Genomic DNA, 16,715 nt, shown 5'->3' with positions numbered 1-16,715 from the left:
TCTCCGATGGCGTTGATGTGGACGCCCGGTGCAATAAGGTCTGCGGTGAGGATGGTGGCATTGGTCTTGTCCGCGGTGCAAGTGGTGATGACGTCCGCTCGTCCACGACGTCAGCGGCCGACGTTGCGATGGTGATGTCAAAACCGAGTGGAGACATGTTGCGGACGAACTTCTGCATGGCGTCCGGATCAGTATCCCAGACTCGAAGTGTCTCAATGCCCAGGGCTGCTCGAAAGGCGAGGGCTTGGAATTCTGACTGGCTACCTGTGCCAATCATGGCCATCACGCTGGAACCCGGATGGGCGAGTTTCCTGGCCACCATGGCGGAGGTTGCTGCAGTTCTCAGCGCGGTCAGCACCGTCATTTCAGTTAGGAATGTGGGGTAGCCGTTGTGGACGTCTGCCAAGACCCCGAAGGCAGTGACAGTTTGGAACCCGCGCGCCGGGTTGGACGGGTGCCCGTTCACATACTTGAAGCCATAGGTTTCGTGGTCACTGGTGGGCATCAGCTCGATGACTCCGAATGGGGTATGGCTGGCCACGCGGGGGGTTTTGTCGAAGGACTGCCAGCGGCGGAAGTCGTCCTCGAGGTAGTTGATCATGTCGGCCATGATCTTCCCTGGGCTGCGTGCAGCGACCCAGTTGATCATGTTTTGTACGTTTACAAAGCGAGTCATCGCTTCTCCTTTGCTTTCAAATCGGGGGATTTCACTACTTTATGAGCTGTCGATATGCACCCACAATGAACAAAAAGGGCACTTTTCATTGAGTTTCTTGCATATCGCCGACTTCAATCTGACACTATGTTTCGTGCCTCCGTGAACGATCTACTGGGTTGGTGAACGGTGGCCGGGCGGGCCTTGGAGCCGCGCGGATCGTGGCTATCAAGAGGACTCCTGCAGTGCCCTATCGTGATCGACCCGAGGTAGAGTTTCTCCCCCCAACTTGGGCAACTACATGGAGAAGAAGTAGTCAGAATGGATCGGCGGCAGGTAAGGGAGCCTTATCTCAATACGGAGCTGAGCAACAAGCTGGTTTCGCTGTTGACGATGCCCTCGATGCCTCGAATCCGGCCGAGAATCTGGTCGAACCCGGTCAGGCTTTCTGCCCGGATCTCGGCAACAAGGTCCCAAGCTCCGTTAGTGGTGTGCAGCGACCGGATTTCTGGGAAACCACGAAGCTGGCGAATAACTCTGTCGGCGGAACGGCCCTCTACGGCAATTAACGTGATGGCACGGATCGATAAAGGGTCCAGTTCGTCGCGAACTCGTGCTGTGAAGCCGATTATGGTTCCAGAGGACACGAGCCGCTCCAGGCGACTATTAATCGTCGCCCTGGCGACTCCGAGCTGACGTGCCAGACTGGCCACTGAGGCCCGGCCGTCCTCTCGAAGTGCGGAAAGGAGCTGGCGATCAAGCTCTGTTAGGGAACCTTTGAACACTGTTGGGCTCCCTTCGAGGGTAAGTTCGGGCTAACGGCAATCAACAACGAAGATCCGGGGAGGTTTCGAGGAGCGCTCCCGCGGTTACCCGGAGCTGCCGTGGAGGTGAGCGGGCAAAAGAAGTCCTTCACGGGGCCGCGATCCCCCCGCCTGCTTCCGGCTAAGATCGGCTCCGGAGGGGTGTAACCAAGCTTTGCAGCATGCAAGGTGAAAGTCCTTCAGCCGTCGACCCCGCCGCCCCGGATATCCGCATCGATGTTGAAACCCGGGCCGCCGGGCACCGAATCAAGCAGCGTCCTGGTGTAGGGGTGTTGGGGGTCGGTGAACACGGATTCAACAGCCCCGGCCTCCACCACGTCCCCGCGGTAGAGCACTACCACGTCATCGCAGACATGTCTGACGACCGCCAGGTTGTGGGAAATGAACAGCATGGTCAGGCCCAAGTCCTGGCGCAGCTCGGCCAACAGGTTCAGGATCTCGGCCTGGGTGGTCAGGTCCAGTGCGGAGGTGATTTCATCGGCGATGACCAGCTCCGGTTGCACGGCTAGGGCCCGGGCGATGGCAATGCGTTGTCGTTGCCCGCCGGAGAACTCGTGTGGATAGCGCGAGGCGACGTCGGAGTCCATGCTGACCACATTCAGCCAATGGGCGATGGCCTCGGCTTGGCGGGTGGCGTTCCCGCGGACCGGGTCGATAGCCTCGCCCAGGGCATCGCCGATGGTTCGCCGCGGGTTCAGCGAGGAGTAGGGGTCCTGCGGAATCATCTGGATTCGCCGGCGCATGGCCCGCTGGCCGGCGCGGTTCAGGCCGTGCAAGGACTGTCCGTCGAACGTGGCCGATCCTGACCCGGGGGTCAGCTCACCGACCAGGGTCTTGGCCATGGTCGATTTTCCCGATCCCGATTCGCCCACCAGGCCCACGGTTTGGCCGCGGGCCACGGCGAGGCCGACCTGGTTCAGGATGGTGGCCCGCACCGCACCGAAGCCTAGCTCGACGCTCAGCGCCTTGACCTCAAGCAGCGGTTGGCCGGTGTCGGGCGCCGTGGCGGTTGGAGGTGTGGAAAACATGGTTGCACCTGGTCCTTTCATTGGTTGTTCACGACTACCGGTTGGGCGGATGCGTCTTCCGGAAGCCAGCGGGCGGCCTTCAGCTTTCCCTGGCATCCGTCCATGGCCGGCGTGGCAGCCAGCAGGGCGCGGGTGTAAGGATGCCTGGCGTGACCCGCCTTCAGTTCAGCCCCGCTGAGTCGTTCCAGGATCCGCCCGCCATGCATCACCAGCACCTCGTCGCACAACTCCTGGACCACGCCGATGTCGTGGGAAATGAACAGCAGGGCCGTTCCCTTTTCCTTGTTGATCTTGCGGAACTTGCGCAGCACATCCGCCTGCACCGTGACATCCAGTGCGGTGGTCGGTTCGTCCGCGATCAGCAGCACGGGATTGGAGACGGTGGAAGCGGCGATCATGGAACGCTGGAGCATGCCGCCGGAGAGTTGGTGCGGGTGCTGGGTCAGGCGGAGTTCGGGGTTCCTGATCGACATCGCGTCCAGGGCCTGGACCATGTCGCGGTTCGCCTGGGTCCGGCTGGCCCCGAGATGGACTCGGGAGACCTCGGTGAGTTGCCCGCCCATGCGCAGGGCGGGATTGAACGTGCTGCCCGGGTCCTGGTAGACCAGCCCGATCGACGTGGCCATGGTGCGGGGGGCATTGGGCACCAACAGGTCCAGCGAACCCAGCCGCAGCGTGTGGGCCGAAACGGCGAGTTCGTCGGCCAGCAACCCTGCCACGGCCATGGCCGTCATGGATTTGCCCGACCCGGATTCCCCGACGAGCCCCAGTACCTGTCCCGGGGCGATGCTGAAGGAGATGCCCTTGACCAGATCCTGTCCGCCGGGTGCGGTGACCGTCAGGTTGTCTACCTCTAGCAACGCCGCGGGGGCGGCGGTGGCAGACACGGGGCGGGAATGGTGCTTGCGGGATGCAAAGAATTTCCTGCCCCCGCGTGGGTCCGCGGTGGCGGCAAGGCCGTCGCCGACCAGCATGGCACCGAGCCCGGTGAGCACCAGCATGATGGAAGGCGCCACGGCCTGCAGCGGCTGGGTGTAGATGGAGTTCAGTGCCTCGTTCAGCAGCCGTCCGAAGTCGAATTCGGGGCTTTGCACGCCCAGTCCCACGAATGACAGCGACGAGATTTCCAGCAGGGAGAGGGCAAAGGACGACGTGGCCATGACAAAGAGCGGTTCGGCCATATTCGGCAGCAGGTGGCGTTCGATTATTTTGGGCATCGGGACCCCCAGCAGCCGGGCGGCGCCTACGTAGTTTCGCTGGGAGACGGAGGCTGCGAGGTTGGCAGTCAGCCTGGCGAATCCGGGGATGCCTGCGACGCCGATGGCGATGATCGCGGTGCCGCTGCCAGGGCCCAGGATTGCTGCGATGATCAGCGCGAAGATCAGGGAAGGGTAGGCGACCGCCGCCTCGATGAGGCGCAGTGCAAATTCTCTGGCTCGGCGCGACGCCATCCAGACGGCTGCGCCGATCAGGATGCCGCCGGTGACGGCGATCAGCGTGGCGCCCAGGGACATCAGCAACGTCAGGCGGCTGGCGACGAGGGTGCGGGCCAAGATGTCGCGGCCGAAGTCGTCAGTTCCCATCCAGTGTTCGGCGCTGATTCCCTGGCGCGAGTCGTCGCTCAGGATGGTGGCCGCGTCGTGTAGGAAGATCGGGGCGAAAAGGGCAGCCAGGGCCACCATCGAGAGAATGCCCAGGCCCAGTTTCAGCCCCGGGGTCCAGCGGAGGGCGTGTTTGGCAGCGCGTGGTGTCTTAGCCATGGGTTTTCGCTCCGAGGGTGCGTGGGTCGATGATGCCGAGGATGACGTCAACCAAGATGTTCAGCAGGGTGGCAATCAGCCCGACGACCAGAATGATTCCCTGGATGACCGGGTAGTCGCGGTAGATGATGGCCTGGATGATCTCATTGCCAAGGCCCGGGTAGTTGAACACCGTTTCGATGATGATGGCCCCGCCCAGCAGCGAGGCAAGGATCAGCCCGGTCAGCGTGAGCGTGCTGGTCAGCAGGTTTGGCAAGGCATGCCGCAGGTACAGGCGCAGCGGCGGAAGCCTGCGGCCGCGTGCCGTGCGCATGAAGTCCTGTTCCAGCACCGTGGCCGTTTCCTGTCGGACCACGCGGGCCACGGCGCAGGCCGGACCGAGGGCCAGCGCGACGGTGGGCAGAACTAGCGCCGAGAGGGTGTCGGCGCCGCCGGCTGGGAAGACCGGGATCAGGATGGCAAAGCAGAGAATGAACAATGTCGCTGTGACGTAGCCGGGCAGCGAGGCGAGGAAGCCCGCGGTGTTTCCGAAGAGCATGTCCAGCCAGCGCTTGCGCCCGCCCCGGGTGAGGATGCCGGTGGCCATGCCCAGCGGAACAGCCAACAGCAGCACCAACACGATGGCGGCGAAGGCAAGTTGAGCGGTGTAGGGGAGCTTTGCCGCAATGAGCAGCGAGACCGAGTCATTGAAACGGAACGATGTGCCCAAATCGAAGTGAAGTAGGCCGCCCACGAAATCCAGGAACTGCACGCCCAACGGTTCGTCAAGGCCCATCTGGGCCCGGAGCTTGGCCACCGTTTCGGCCGAGGCGTCGGTTCCCGCCACCGCGCGGGCGGGGTCGCCCGGGATCAGCGGGACTATGAGGAAGGTCAACACCACGAGCATGACCAGGGAGAGCAGTACCCCGCCCAGTCGCCGGACCGCGAAGTCCACCCAGGGATTCGAGGCCCAGGCGGCCCCGGTGCGGCGGAGGGGCACGGTCCCCGGTGAGGGCGGTGCTTTTGCGGTGGCGGGGGTTGCCGTCATGGCCGCACCCCGGCTCCCAGCGGGGCCAGGCGGTCCTGCCAGTTCACGGCGGCTTCGACCTGGGCAGCCAAGGCCAGCAACGTGCCCTCGGCAAACGGGGCTCCCACCAGTTGGGCGCCGATCGGCATCCCGTTGGCCCCGGTGTGGACAGGAAGGCTTATGGCCGGCTGCCCGGTGGTGTTGCAGAATGAGGTGAAAGAGATCATCCGGAGGGCGGTGAGTCCCTCGCCCCGGGGGTCGTTGTTGGCTTCCTCGTAGACAACGCCGTGCTTGGGGGTGGTGGTTGCCATGGTGGGGGTCAGCAGCACGTCGAACTCCCCGCCCCACTGGGACACGATGGCCCGGGATTCGATCTGCAGCTTGGCCGCCGCGGCAGCGTACTGCACGGCGTTGAAGTCCCGTGCCCGTTCCATCCGGCGGGTGATGAACGGGGCCACTAGCGAGGGGTCGGTGTACTCGCCGGCGGCGACCGAGGCGCAGATGATGACCTGGAACGCGTCGATCGCCTCGCGGGAGAACAGCCGCGGCACCGCAGGGGCGACCACGTGGCCGGCCGCCTCCAGGAGCCGGGCCAGAGCCAGCGCCGCGTCAACACATTCGGGGTCGACGGGAAGCCCCGTCGGTGCCTCGAGCATCAGCCCGATGCGCAGCGAACCGGCCGCCTCGGCCGCCTGTTCGGCAAAGGGCCGTTCGGGCCGCGGCGCAGAGTACCAGCCCAACGAGTCGGTGACGCTCATGGCGTCCAACATGGCGGCCGAGTCGGCAACGGTGCGGGTGATGGCGCCTTCCACGGTGGAATGCTCCCAGGCGAACACCTCCTGCGGAACGCGGCCGCGGCTGGGCTTCAGGCCCACCAGCCCGCAGGCGGAGGACGGAACCCTGATGGATCCGCCGCCGTCTGAGGCATGCGCCACGGGTGCGAAGCCTGCGGCAACTGCTGCCGCAGCACCGCCGCTGGACCCGCCCGGCACGTAGTCGGTGTCCCACGGATTGGACGTCCGTCCGTACTTGGCGTTCTCAGTCACCGTCAGCGGCCCGAGCTCGGGGCTGTTGGTGCGGCCCATCAGCAGGAATCCGGCTTCCTGGAGCTTCTTGATGCTCAATGCGGTGGCCCGCCGGGGCGCGTCGGTGACGGCCAGTGAGCTCATGTCGTTGGGCTGGCCCGCCACGTTGGACAAGTTCTTCACCGGGATCGGGACGCCATGGAAGGGGCCCACGACGTCGCCCCGCATCACGGCGGATTCGGCCCGGCGGGCTGCTTCGCGCACCTGTTCGTCGTTGCGCCAGATGACGGCGTTGACGCCGGGGTCCAGCGCATCGATGCGGTCAAGGTAGGTGTCGGCAACTTCGACGGGACTCACGTCGCGTCGGCGGATGGCTGCGGCGATCTCGAGCGCCGAATCAAAGGGGTTCATGGGGGTGTCCTGCTCCTTGGAAAGTATGGGTGGCCTTCGGGTGCCTCGCGCGGGGCGGGACACCCGAAACGGAAACTACTTGGTGATGCGCAGGGACTGGTCGTCCAGCGACAGACCCTGCGACACTGCGGCAAAGCCGTCACGGGCAACCATCACCAGCGGGCTGTTGGTCAGCGGAACCGCGTTAGCCTGCGAGATGGCGCTGTTCATGCCCTCCTGCAGGGCGGCGCACTGGGCGCTCTCGTCGGTGGCCGAGCGGAATCTCGCAAGAGCCGCGTCGAGCGTCGGGTTCACGTTGGCGCCGACATTTGCGCCACCGGCCTGCACGTCTGGACCAGAGAGGTCGTTGAGCTTGCTGGACATGGAGCCGGCAAAGTTCAGTCCGGCGTAAACGGTCATGTCCCAGTCGCCTGGCTTGCCGTAGACGGTGCCGATCCAGCCGCCGAGGTCGAGGTTGGAGAGCGTGACGTCCGCACCCGCGGCGCGCAGCTGTTCCTCCACGTAGACATTGCCGGAGCCCTTCGGTCCGACGACCTGGGTTCCCACAAACTTGATCTTCACGCCCGACAGGACGCTCTTGGCAGCTTCGGGGTCCAGCGGGATCACCGGCGACTGCGCGGGGTTTGAGCACGTGGTGCCGTCAGCCACCAGCTGGGTGCTGGTCTGGCCGGCGCCCTCGTCGGTGATTTTCTCGAAGGTTTCGCGGTTCAGTATCTGGGCCACGGCCCTGCGCTTGGCTTCGTCGGCAAAGGGACTGCCTTTGCGCTCGTTGAAGAGTACATAGAAATCGGAGAAGGGCTGCTTGGCGACGACGAACCTTGGTTCGTCCTTGAAGCGGGGGATGCTGCTGGGGTTGATGAATCCAGTGTCCAGCTGCCCGCCGAGCAGCTGGTTGGCCACGGCGTTGCGGTCGCTGATGACGTTGAAGACCACATTCTTGGCCGGAGAGCCGGGCAACGGCTCCTTGTACTTGGGCCACATGTCATATCCGTCGCGCAGAGCATAGATGTAGCGGACCCCGTGTTCCTTCTCGGTGAGCAGGTACGGGCCTGATTCCGCGCCCTTTGCGGTGCCCGCTGCCAGAGCCTTGGTGTCCTTCAGGCCCGCCGGGCAGATGATGCCGGATCCCGCTGTACTCAGCATGCGTAGCATGTCCGGCCACGGCGCTGCTAGGTCAATAGTGACCTTGTTGGCGGCATCGTCGGCCGCAATCGTGGGAAGCCCGGTGATGCCGAAAGTGTCATTTGCTCCCGTGTACGCGGTGTCCGGTGCGGCCAGATGTTCCAGGGAATTCTTCACCACGGTGGCGCTGATGGGGGTTCCGTCCGAACATGTGGCCCCGTCGCGCAGGGTGAAGGTCGTCTTGGTGCCTTTGGAATCCCATTCCTCGGCAAGACCCGGGACGAGGTCATTGTCTTTCCCGACACGGAGCAGCGTATCGAAGCTCATGCGTGCGGCCGTGAAGTCGGGAAGGGAGAGGCTTTGGGTCGGGTCGAAGGTCGCGGGAATGTCGATCGCCGCGTTGACCGTATCCGTGGAGAGAACGCCGGCTGCACCAGGGGTTTCCCCGGCCGCAGGGGCTTGCTTGCCGCCCGTGGTGCACCCGCTAGCGGCGAGCGCGATGGCCGCGATAATCACGGTGGTGGTGATTGCATTGTTTTGCATGAGTGGTGTTCCTTCACACTTCGAGGAGTATCGGGAGTTGTTGTTGAAAGCGGTAGAAAGGTAACTTCCGCAAAACGTTGAACTTTTGCTTCGGTCGCCTTTGACTGGTGACCTCATAAACGGTGTGGTGACTAGGAAACGTGGATGGAAGTTAGGCGAATCGGGAAACTTGCGGCTGGCTTCGCCGACGTCATCGTCGGGAGGGGACGGACCATGGAGGACGGTGGTCATCCTGCGACCGCCGTGGACGCAGCCGCGTTCTTGAGGTCGAAGTGGAGGTCTCGGCACTGGGTCGGTGTCACGTGGGTGCCCGCGGCGAGGAGCTTCCGTGCGGCAACGTGGTCCGCGGGCTTGTTGACCGATTCCACTGCCACCAGCTGGTCCCCGTCGAAGCAGAACACCGAGAACCCGCCGGCTGCGACATCGCCGCGAACCACCGTTTGGTTGCCGGGGGAGGAGAGCCCCGCGATCTGCAGGCGAGCGCCGCCCTGGATCGACCAGAACCACGGCACCGGTTCGTACGGGATCGGCTCCAAGCCAGCGATCCGACGTGCCGCGTATCGGGCTTGGTCCGTGGCGTTCTGCACTGATTCCAAACGCAGGCGCCCGAGGCCGGACCTCCCGGGGAAGGAAGTACAGTCGCCCACGGCATAGATGTCGGGGTCCGATGTACGCAGCGAACCGTCGACGAGGATTCCGTTCTCCACCAGGAGCCCGGAAGCTTCGGCCAGCGCGGTATTCGGAACGACCCCGACGCCGACCACGACGAGGTCGGCCGGATATTCAGCCCCGCTGCTCGACACGGCGGAGACGACGTTGCCGTCGGGGCTTCCGGTGAAGGCCGCGATGCCCTCACCGAGCCGCAGATCCACACCGTGTTCAGCGTGGTGCCGGCCGAAGAAATCACTCATGATTGGGCTCAGCGCCCTCGCCATGGGACGGTCGGCAAACTCGAGGACCGTCACGTTTTTGCCTACGGCACGTGCCGCCGCGGCGAACTCGAGCCCGATGAATCCGGCGCCCACAACCACCACATTGCTGGCCCGTTCCAGCAGCCCGCGCAGCCGGCGTGCATCGTCCAGGGTCTTCAGTCCCGCGACGCCGGCAAGGTCGGCTCCCGGAACCTGGAGAATCCGGTTTGATGCCCCGGTGGCCAGTACCAGTTTGGTGAACGATTCCCTGCTGCCGTCGGAAAGCAGCACCGATCGGTCGTGCACGTCGATGGACTGGACGTTCGTCCCCGTGCGCAGCTCGATCCGGTTTTGCCCGAAGTACGATTCGGCGCGCAGCGGCAGGGGAGTGGGCGGCTTCGCCAGGTCCAGGTGGTCCTTGGATAGTGGCGGCCTTTGGTAGGGGAGGTGTTCCTCGTTTTCGATCAGCACGATCCGGCCTTTCCAACCGGATTCCCGCAGGGACTCCGCCGTCTGGACCCCTGCGTGCCCGGCCCCGACGATGATGGCGCTTTGCGCCGGATCCGGAGTGAACATCACTGGGCCTCGGGCAGGTCGACTTCGATGGCGGAAAAATGCTCCCCGGCCTTGAGCTGGCAGCCCAGCCGAGAGCCTTCGGTTCGCTCCGTGGCCGCGCAGTCCAGCATCTCGTCCTCGTCTTCGCCCAGGGGCGGGAGCTGGTCGCGGTATTCGGGCTGGACAAGGACGTGGCAGGTCGCACACATGGCCTGGCCGCCGCACTCGCCGATGATGTTGCCGATGCCGTTAAGCACCGCAGCCTTCATAAGGGATACCCCCGGGTCGATCTGGAGCGTGTCTGTTGTGCCCTCGGGGTGGTTGAATGTTGCCGAAATCATGGGGTCGTTCCTCTGGTTGTCGTACTGATGCCTGGACGGGGCGGGCCTTGGGGGAGCTGGCTACCAAACAACCGGCAGCGAGCTGAATCCCCGGAAGACCCAGCCGTTCCATGTCCCGGGGTGTGCAGGGTCGGTGCGCAAAGTGGGGAACCGCTCGTACAGTGCGGGAACCGCAATGCGTCCGACGGCTGCCTCTGCGGCCCACTTGCCGGCGCACAGGTGGTCACCGCTTCCGAATCCCAGATGCCGACGGGCCTCGTGGGTGGGATCGAATTCGTCAGGGTTCTCGATCGCGAGCACGTCCCTGTTCGCGGAGGCCAGCAGGAGTCCGATCTGGCTGCCGCCCGGGATCCTGAAGCCATCGACTTCCGTATCGGTCGTGGTTTCGCGTGTGATCATGGCGATCGGGCTCTGGAGCCGCAGCGTCTCCTGGAAAACCTGCTCGAATCTGGTCGGTTCCTCCTGCGCCCAGGATAGGAACTCGGGATGTTGGGTCAGCAAGGAAACCGATGAGGTCATGATGTGCTGTGGTTCGCTGACGCCGCCTGAAATGGTAAGGGTTACATTGGCCCTGACACTTTCCTCTGGCATCCCGCTATGGATCAGCAACGAGATGATAGAGTCGTCCGGATTCTTCCGCAGCCGAGCAAATGCTTCATCCAGCGCCGATCCCAATTCCTCGCGAGATCGTTGGCAGCGAAGCCAGATGTCCTGATCGTCGAGGACGTTTCCGGCCCCGGCCATGAAGTCCGCGGACCATCGGGCAACGTCGGCCGGTGCAACGCAGGAGAGTCCCAAAAGATCGATGAGATTCTTGGCTGCGAGCGGGGCGGCAAATACGTCGTTGAGGTCGGCGCCCGGGCCGCCATCCTCCAGCGCGTCCAGGTAGGTTTGCGTATTGGCTATGAAGCGGGCTTCCCATACTTCCTTGATTTTTTTGGGGCGCAGCGTTTGATTGATGACATTCCGTTCGGCCGAGTGGTCGGCTCCGTCCTGGCGAATCATCGGCTGTCCTCCGAAGGCACGGGTCATGTGCGCACCCGAAACGTTGTTGCTAAAGATCTCGGGGTGCTGTTCAGCGAAGAGGCAACCGGCGAACGAAGCTATGAGAACCTTCTTGATGGCCGGAACCCAAGCCACCGGGGACTCGTTTCGCAAGCGTGCATAGGTCGGGTAAGGATCTTCACGAAGCTCGGCTACGTTGATCCAGTTGGCGACGGGCATTTCCCCGGCACCGATGGTTTCGCTGACGGGCGAGCACATTTCCGTCGGCGCATTTTCCGCGCGTTCAACAGCTGAGCGCTTGTCAGTGAACGGGCATCCGGTTCTCACAGCGGCGGTTGCGTCCATGAAAATTCGTCCTCCTGGTTTTGGGTGAGCCGTGAGAAATAACTATGATCTGGATTACATTTGGTGTGAGTGAAATTCGCATGATGCGCAAAAGTGCCATCCAGTGCAACTCTCGGAACCTCAGCAAAGGCAGAGATGGCAAAAGAGTCCAATGGGGAATCATCCATGAGCCGCACCGTGCGCATCCTGGAAACCTTCGACCAAGGAACGCGGGACCTGAGCCTGACCCAAATCACCCATCGCGCGGGAATGTCGGGCTCAAGCGCGTACCGGCTCGTCGGGGAAATGGCTGCCCTCGGGCTGCTGGAAAAACTCCCGAACCGGCGCTACCGCATCGGTCTCCGGCTCTGGGAATTGGCGAACAGGACCCCCGGGGCGCTTGGGTTGCGGGAAGTTGCAATGCCGCATCTTCAGGACGTGCAGGCGATCATTCGCCAGCACACGCAGCTGGGAATCCTCAGGGGAGATCAGGTCCTGTATCTGGAACGTCTCTCGAGCCACGAACCAGTCATCAACATAACGGTAGTCGGGGGAACGCTTCCGCTTCATGCGACGTCGAGCGGTCTCATTCTCTTAGCGCACAGCGACCCGGAAACCGTCGACCGAATCCTGGGATCGCAACTCAGCGACTTTGCCATGGCGCCCCGCCCCAGTCCGAATGCCATGCGAAAGATCCTGGCTGAGGTCCGACGAGATGGATACGCGTTGACCAAGGGCTATATCCATCGCGACGCGTCGGCAGTTGCGGTGCCGATCATGGGACCTTTCGGAGGGGCCGTTGCGTCCCTGTCCGTTGTTGTCCCGACGGAAGGCATCATGTTGGAGTCGTTGTTAAATGTCCTGCGACCGGCTGCCCAGAAGATCGCCATCGGAATGCGCAGTGCCTATTTCGGGGAGACTTCCTAGAAGCGACCCGGCCTCTTGCCACAGGGACCCTTACTATGGGAAAAGCTCGCGTTTACCAAGGGCCTTGGACAACTCGGCATGCCCAACGGTGCCTACCACCGCCATGCTGGGCGATCGGCCCTTCAAGTAGCGGCCCCCGCACAGACAACAACGCGGACGTTGCTGCTGTGAATCGAGCTCTCGCCGCCTGTTCCAGGGCAGTCAGATAGCGCCTGAAGCGGGGGGCCTGCCGGCTCGGCCGTGCCACCTTATGGTAGATCTCCTGCCGGTGGCCCATGCCTAGGACCAAGACGATCAGCCATGTGTCTTATCGACCAAATCGTCAGCGACGTCAAAGAACGTCTGAAGATCTGCCCTGGTGAACGCCCGGCGGCGCGGCGGCACGATATCGTCGGTGGTGTGCCGCGGTGAGTTCCACCGAACACGACCTGCACCGGAATGTCGGCGAACACTCGGTCGCAAAGGGCTGCCCACCCGCGACGCCCATCGGTCAGGTAAGCGCAGAACGCCTTGATCGCTCCCGCGTTGGACCGGAGCGTGGACAACGCCAGGCCATTTCCTGAACTGCACCGGTCCGCGAGGAACTCGTCCACATGGCGTGCCGACCACGTCCACGGATACTCCTTCGCGTGGTCCTGGAACCGCTCAACGACACTGCAGGAGCTCTTGACATACGCGGTCGAGAGCCCGCGTATCAGCATCTGCGCACGCCAACCATCAAGCATCGCTTCGAAAACCCGGTCTTCAGCCGGCAGGAGCCCAATCTTCTCAGTGTTCAGAAAGGCAGGAATCCGCCCGGTTCGATGTTCACAGCAAAAACTCTACGCAAGAATGTCTCATTTAATGAGTGAAAACGCCGCTACTGCCCGCAATGACGCCGTCGCCGTGCCGATCATCATTCAACGGCGTCGTTCGCGGACGAGTCTCTGACGTGGGAAAACGCTCCAAGACAGGTCGGACGAGTTATCTCTTCTACTTCTACTCGTCCTACTCGGGCGCCAATAGCGGATCTTAGGTAAAGCTGAAGTGACCCTGTTGCAGAATCCGCTGAATAGGAACCGCTGAAACGCCTCCCGGTTCCGGCGAACTGCGCTCTGAAGTCCGCGCCATTACGCCGCCGTGTCGAGTTCAATCAGGCGGCCTCGACGACATTTCAGTGATGGTCTCGACCGCTGATCTTGAGCACTCGCGCGATCTTCCGGGAATTACCGCTCGAGGCGACGGGAGATTTTGCGGTCGATGTGCTCGACCCTGGCCATAGCCTGCCCTACGTCGGATGACTGAATTCACACTCTTGACGAATTTCGTACTTCGTATATCGTTAACTGATATCTCAACGAGGAGAAGGAGGGCACAGTGTCCAGAGCAGGTTCCACCGGTCTCACGCGCCGGCAGATTATGGCAGGTACAGCCGCGACCCTTGCGGGGATTGGGATCCAATGGAGTGTCGGGACGAAGGCTTCGGCGTTGGCGCAGGACGGCGTGTACGTCTTGCGCTTCGAGGAGGCGCCCGATCAGCTGATCGAGGGCCTGGGGGTCGAGATTCAATCGGATTCGATCGGGAGCGCGAACAACGGGCTACCTGCAAGCACGTCGTCTGTTCCTTTCGATCTCACACCGTCGGAGCGAGACCGTTTCGTCAGCCAGATGCTGATGGCGGGGCGGGTCGACGGCGGTTTCCGATATTTGCGCCTGGCCCTGGGACTCTACTTCCGGGGTCTCGATTCCGAGAGCAAGCATGTTATCGAGAGGTTTCCCGGTCAGGCGGCGGGACTGGCGGCGCTCATCCGTGATGCAAAGATGGAAGGCGTCTCAGCGGAGTACTGGTCGCCTGCGCCGGCGTGGAAGACGACGAACAGCTATATCGGAGGCACGATCAAGTCGACCGAGCCAGCGTTTCTCGATGAAATGGCCGCGGCGATGGCACAGGACGTGCGCTACCTCATCGCGAACGGCATCCCGGTCGCACAGTGGGGCATGCAGAACGAGCCGATCTACAACAACTCTCAGTACAGTCAGTGCAAGTACAGCGGCGAGCAGTACTACCAACTTTTCAAGAGGGTCGCCCCGCTCATTCATGGCATCGATCCGGGCATTCTGATCAGCGTCGACAGCATGGACGGCTGGAACTCGGCCGGTGGAGTGCGAATCAAGTCCGATCCGGCGGCGACAGCACACGTTGATGCGTGGAGCTATCACCGCATCGGACTCAACAGCAACTACCAGATGGACAACGACTTCAACCAGTCGGCGTCGTTGGGTAAACCCGTCTTCACCAACGAGTTCGAGTACCTCACCGGACAGACGCCGAACATGCTCAACACTGCGCAGTCAATCATGAACTGGTTCACGTTCGTGAAGTCACCGACTTGGTACTGGCTGCATGCGTTGAAGCCGACGACGAACAGCGAGTCTTACGGTTACGGGCTCGGCTTCTGGCGGCCCCCACACGACACGGACTTCAGCGCAAACCATTTTCCCGATCTGCCGGTCGGGCACTGGCAGTTCAATCCGGTGAACTGGAATGGTGTGTCAGGGTTCGTGAAGTTCCTGCCCAAGAACTCGCGGCGCCATATCGTCACGGAACCGCAGCGACTGTATGACCAGCGCATCATGGCGTGGAAGACACCGACCGGTAAAGCGGTTTTCGCAGTAACGAATCGTGGGACGACACCGTTCACCTTCAACGTTGACACGCAGAACCCCGTGATCTTCCGCGGGTACCAGTACACCGCGACCGTTCCCGATGCATCAGGCATCGGAGTTGTGCAGCTCGGCGCCAAAAATGGTCCGTCGTTCTCGACAACCGTGCCCAGTGGGGCGCTGCAGTTCTGGGTCGCAGACGCCTGATCGATGACTCGGATGCCGGCCCGCCGACCGGGGCAGCCGGCATCCACTCATCACGCGATAACTTTCGCGTGGCGCGAGCGGCAAGGTCCGTCAGTTGCCGTGGGTCTTCCAGAGCCAAGCAGGCAGCGACGGCGCGGGCGCAGGCCGCCAGGAAGTCGGGGCGTTGGACGCCTGGACGCCTCCCGTTCCGACGAATCGGACGTCGGGAAAGGGACCGTGCGTTGCCCGAATCCTCGAGGCGCCGCGCTCCTGCGCAGGAAACCACTTCTGCCACTGCAGGCCGAGCCGCCGCGCCCGCTGCATCTCGGTGCAGGTGGCCACGCCGGGGAGATGCAGCATCCCGGGATGCGATCACGACCTAGTCGTCGAGTCTGGGACTCACGGTGAAACTCTGGCCGAGCGAACGGGCGAGTTCTGCTCCTTGCGCCGTCGAGCACGGTTCCCGCGCCGGCGAGGTTACAGGTAAGCGAAGGTTGTTCGCCGAGCGTGGCGAGCGAATCCGCGTCGACAGAGGTCTGCAAGGGCACCTCGATGCAGGTGATGCGGGCCAACCAGACGATCTGAGCCAGTTCAAGGGTGCATTCCGGTCCGTAACCGCGCAAGATGGCTATCACCGGGGCCCCTGGAAAGCGGTGGTGAAATCGAGGTCGGTCATGAAGTCGTTCCTTCAGAGGTGGCAGATCGTCGATGCAGACGAGCACACTGGCCGCCCGAGAGTGGCCGAGGCGCAGGCACGTAGCCCGCGGTAGTCCGTCAAGGTGTACGGCAAGGAACAATCGTCTATGGTGCCGCCGGCCCCGACGACCTAGACGACCAGCAGCGTGGGCTCAGGGAGGCGTTCGCGGATGTCCTCCGGTGTGGCGTCACCCCGGGTGCCTCAGCCTCGTGGCGTCCGACGAAACGGATGTCGGAGCGACGCGCGAAGTCGAGTAGCCCGGCATCAGCATCGCCTAGCTTCCAGAACCACGGGCGGGAAGTTGACGTTGAATGAGACGTGCGTCCCCACCGCTTGGGCGTCCGCGACAGGGCATCCACGATCGCCCTGCACTGCGGCGACAGCGCGGGCGTCACTCCCGTGACGTGCACAATCTCGCAGCGGACAGCGCCTCGCGCGGTACGAAGTGCGGGGTCATCAGGGACGCCGCAGATCCGACACGGTTGTACTGGACGGTCGAGCCTATGGCGCTCGGATCCTTGAGCATCAAGCCGGTCGGAGTGTCGTCATCCATGACGACCAGAGACATATCCACTCCGCGGGACATGATTTCAGTCAGCACGCGCTCACCAACGGAATCCCCACCCAACCGTGATACCCATGTCCTGGAACGCCCCAGAGAGGCGACACACAGTGACGTTGGACTCGACACCGGCCGAGGCGGCGCGGTACTCCCGGGCTGTTGCGATCGGATCATCGGCGGGCGTCAGCGA

13 protein-coding genes and 1 pseudogene are annotated in these 16,715 nt (G+C 63.1%); 2 read left to right on the top strand and 12 right to left on the bottom strand.

Annotation, left to right across the window (positions count from 1 at the left end; genetic code table 11):
• The 10 genes and pseudogenes from J3D46_RS24875 to J3D46_RS24830 all read right to left on the bottom strand — a co-directional run.
• A pseudogene (locus J3D46_RS24875) lies at positions 1-676 on the bottom strand (ornithine cyclodeaminase); the annotation flags it as partial.
• Positions 677-1,002: 326 nt separating this feature from the next.
• Positions 1,003-1,440 (bottom strand): Lrp/AsnC ligand binding domain-containing protein, encoded by a 438-nt coding sequence (locus J3D46_RS25120; protein WP_253469994.1) that lies wholly within the window; start codon positions 1,438-1,440, stop codon positions 1,003-1,005.
• A 218-nt stretch (positions 1,441-1,658) separates the two neighbouring features.
• Entirely contained in the window at positions 1,659-2,507 is an 849-nt protein-coding gene (locus tag J3D46_RS24865) for an ATP-binding cassette domain-containing protein (protein WP_253469990.1), read from the bottom strand.
• Between the two features lie 17 nt (positions 2,508-2,524).
• Positions 2,525-4,267 (bottom strand): dipeptide/oligopeptide/nickel ABC transporter permease/ATP-binding protein, encoded by a 1,743-nt coding sequence (locus tag J3D46_RS24860; protein ID WP_253469987.1) that lies wholly within the window; start codon positions 4,265-4,267, stop codon positions 2,525-2,527.
• Complete coding sequence (locus J3D46_RS24855) at positions 4,260-5,294, bottom strand: ABC transporter permease (RefSeq protein WP_253469984.1); 1,035 nt, start codon at positions 5,292-5,294, stop codon at positions 4,260-4,262. Before J3D46_RS24855 ends, J3D46_RS24860 begins: the two co-directional genes overlap by 8 nt.
• Complete coding sequence (locus J3D46_RS24850; protein WP_253469981.1) at positions 5,291-6,709, bottom strand: amidase; 1,419 nt, start codon at positions 6,707-6,709, stop codon at positions 5,291-5,293. The genes J3D46_RS24855 and J3D46_RS24850 overlap by 4 nt, the downstream gene beginning before the upstream one ends.
• A 75-nt stretch (positions 6,710-6,784) precedes the next feature.
• Complete coding sequence (locus J3D46_RS24845) at positions 6,785-8,374, bottom strand: ABC transporter substrate-binding protein (RefSeq protein WP_253469978.1); 1,590 nt, start codon at positions 8,372-8,374, stop codon at positions 6,785-6,787.
• Positions 8,375-8,601: 227 nt separating this feature from the next.
• On the bottom strand, positions 8,602-9,861 hold the full coding sequence (locus J3D46_RS24840; RefSeq protein WP_253469975.1) for an NAD(P)/FAD-dependent oxidoreductase: 1,260 nt from the start codon (positions 9,859-9,861) through the stop codon (positions 8,602-8,604).
• Complete coding sequence (locus J3D46_RS24835; RefSeq protein ID WP_253469972.1) at positions 9,861-10,181, bottom strand: 2Fe-2S iron-sulfur cluster-binding protein; 321 nt, start codon at positions 10,179-10,181, stop codon at positions 9,861-9,863. Before J3D46_RS24835 ends, J3D46_RS24840 begins: the two co-directional genes overlap by 1 nt.
• 60 nt (positions 10,182-10,241) lie before the next feature.
• Positions 10,242-11,531 (bottom strand): cytochrome P450, encoded by a 1,290-nt coding sequence (locus tag J3D46_RS24830; RefSeq protein ID WP_253469970.1) that lies wholly within the window; start codon positions 11,529-11,531, stop codon positions 10,242-10,244.
• A gap of 165 nt (positions 11,532-11,696) precedes the next feature.
• Here J3D46_RS24830 and J3D46_RS24825 point away from each other — a divergent pair, with 165 nt between their 5' ends.
• Together J3D46_RS24825 and J3D46_RS24820 are read left to right on the top strand one after the other, a co-directional pair.
• The gene (locus J3D46_RS24825) at positions 11,697-12,437 is read left to right on the top strand and encodes an IclR family transcriptional regulator (RefSeq protein ID WP_253469967.1); all 741 of its coding nucleotides are present in this window, start codon (positions 11,697-11,699) and stop codon (positions 12,435-12,437) included.
• 1,356 nt (positions 12,438-13,793) lie between these two features.
• Positions 13,794-15,287 carry a hypothetical protein gene (locus tag J3D46_RS24820; protein ID WP_253469964.1) on the top strand — a complete coding sequence of 498 codons (1,494 nt, stop codon included), beginning with the start codon at positions 13,794-13,796 and terminating at the stop codon, positions 15,285-15,287.
• A 90-nt stretch (positions 15,288-15,377) separates the two neighbouring features.
• On the opposite strand, the gene J3D46_RS24815 is transcribed toward J3D46_RS24820, so the two are convergent.
• Positions 15,378-15,626 (bottom strand): hypothetical protein, encoded by a 249-nt coding sequence (locus J3D46_RS24815; RefSeq protein WP_253469962.1) that lies wholly within the window; start codon positions 15,624-15,626, stop codon positions 15,378-15,380.
• 728 nt (positions 15,627-16,354) lie between these two features.
• The gene (locus J3D46_RS24810) at positions 16,355-16,699 is read right to left on the bottom strand and encodes a PfkB family carbohydrate kinase (protein ID WP_253469959.1); all 345 of its coding nucleotides are present in this window, start codon (positions 16,697-16,699) and stop codon (positions 16,355-16,357) included.
• Between the last annotated feature and the right edge of the window lie 16 nt (positions 16,700-16,715).

The sequence above is a fragment of the Paenarthrobacter sp. A20 genome (assembly GCF_024168825.1).
GTDB lineage: Bacteria > Actinomycetota > Actinomycetes > Actinomycetales > Micrococcaceae > Arthrobacter.
Note: the sequence above shows the minus strand (reverse complement) of the source record. Positions and strands in the feature narration are given on the sequence as shown.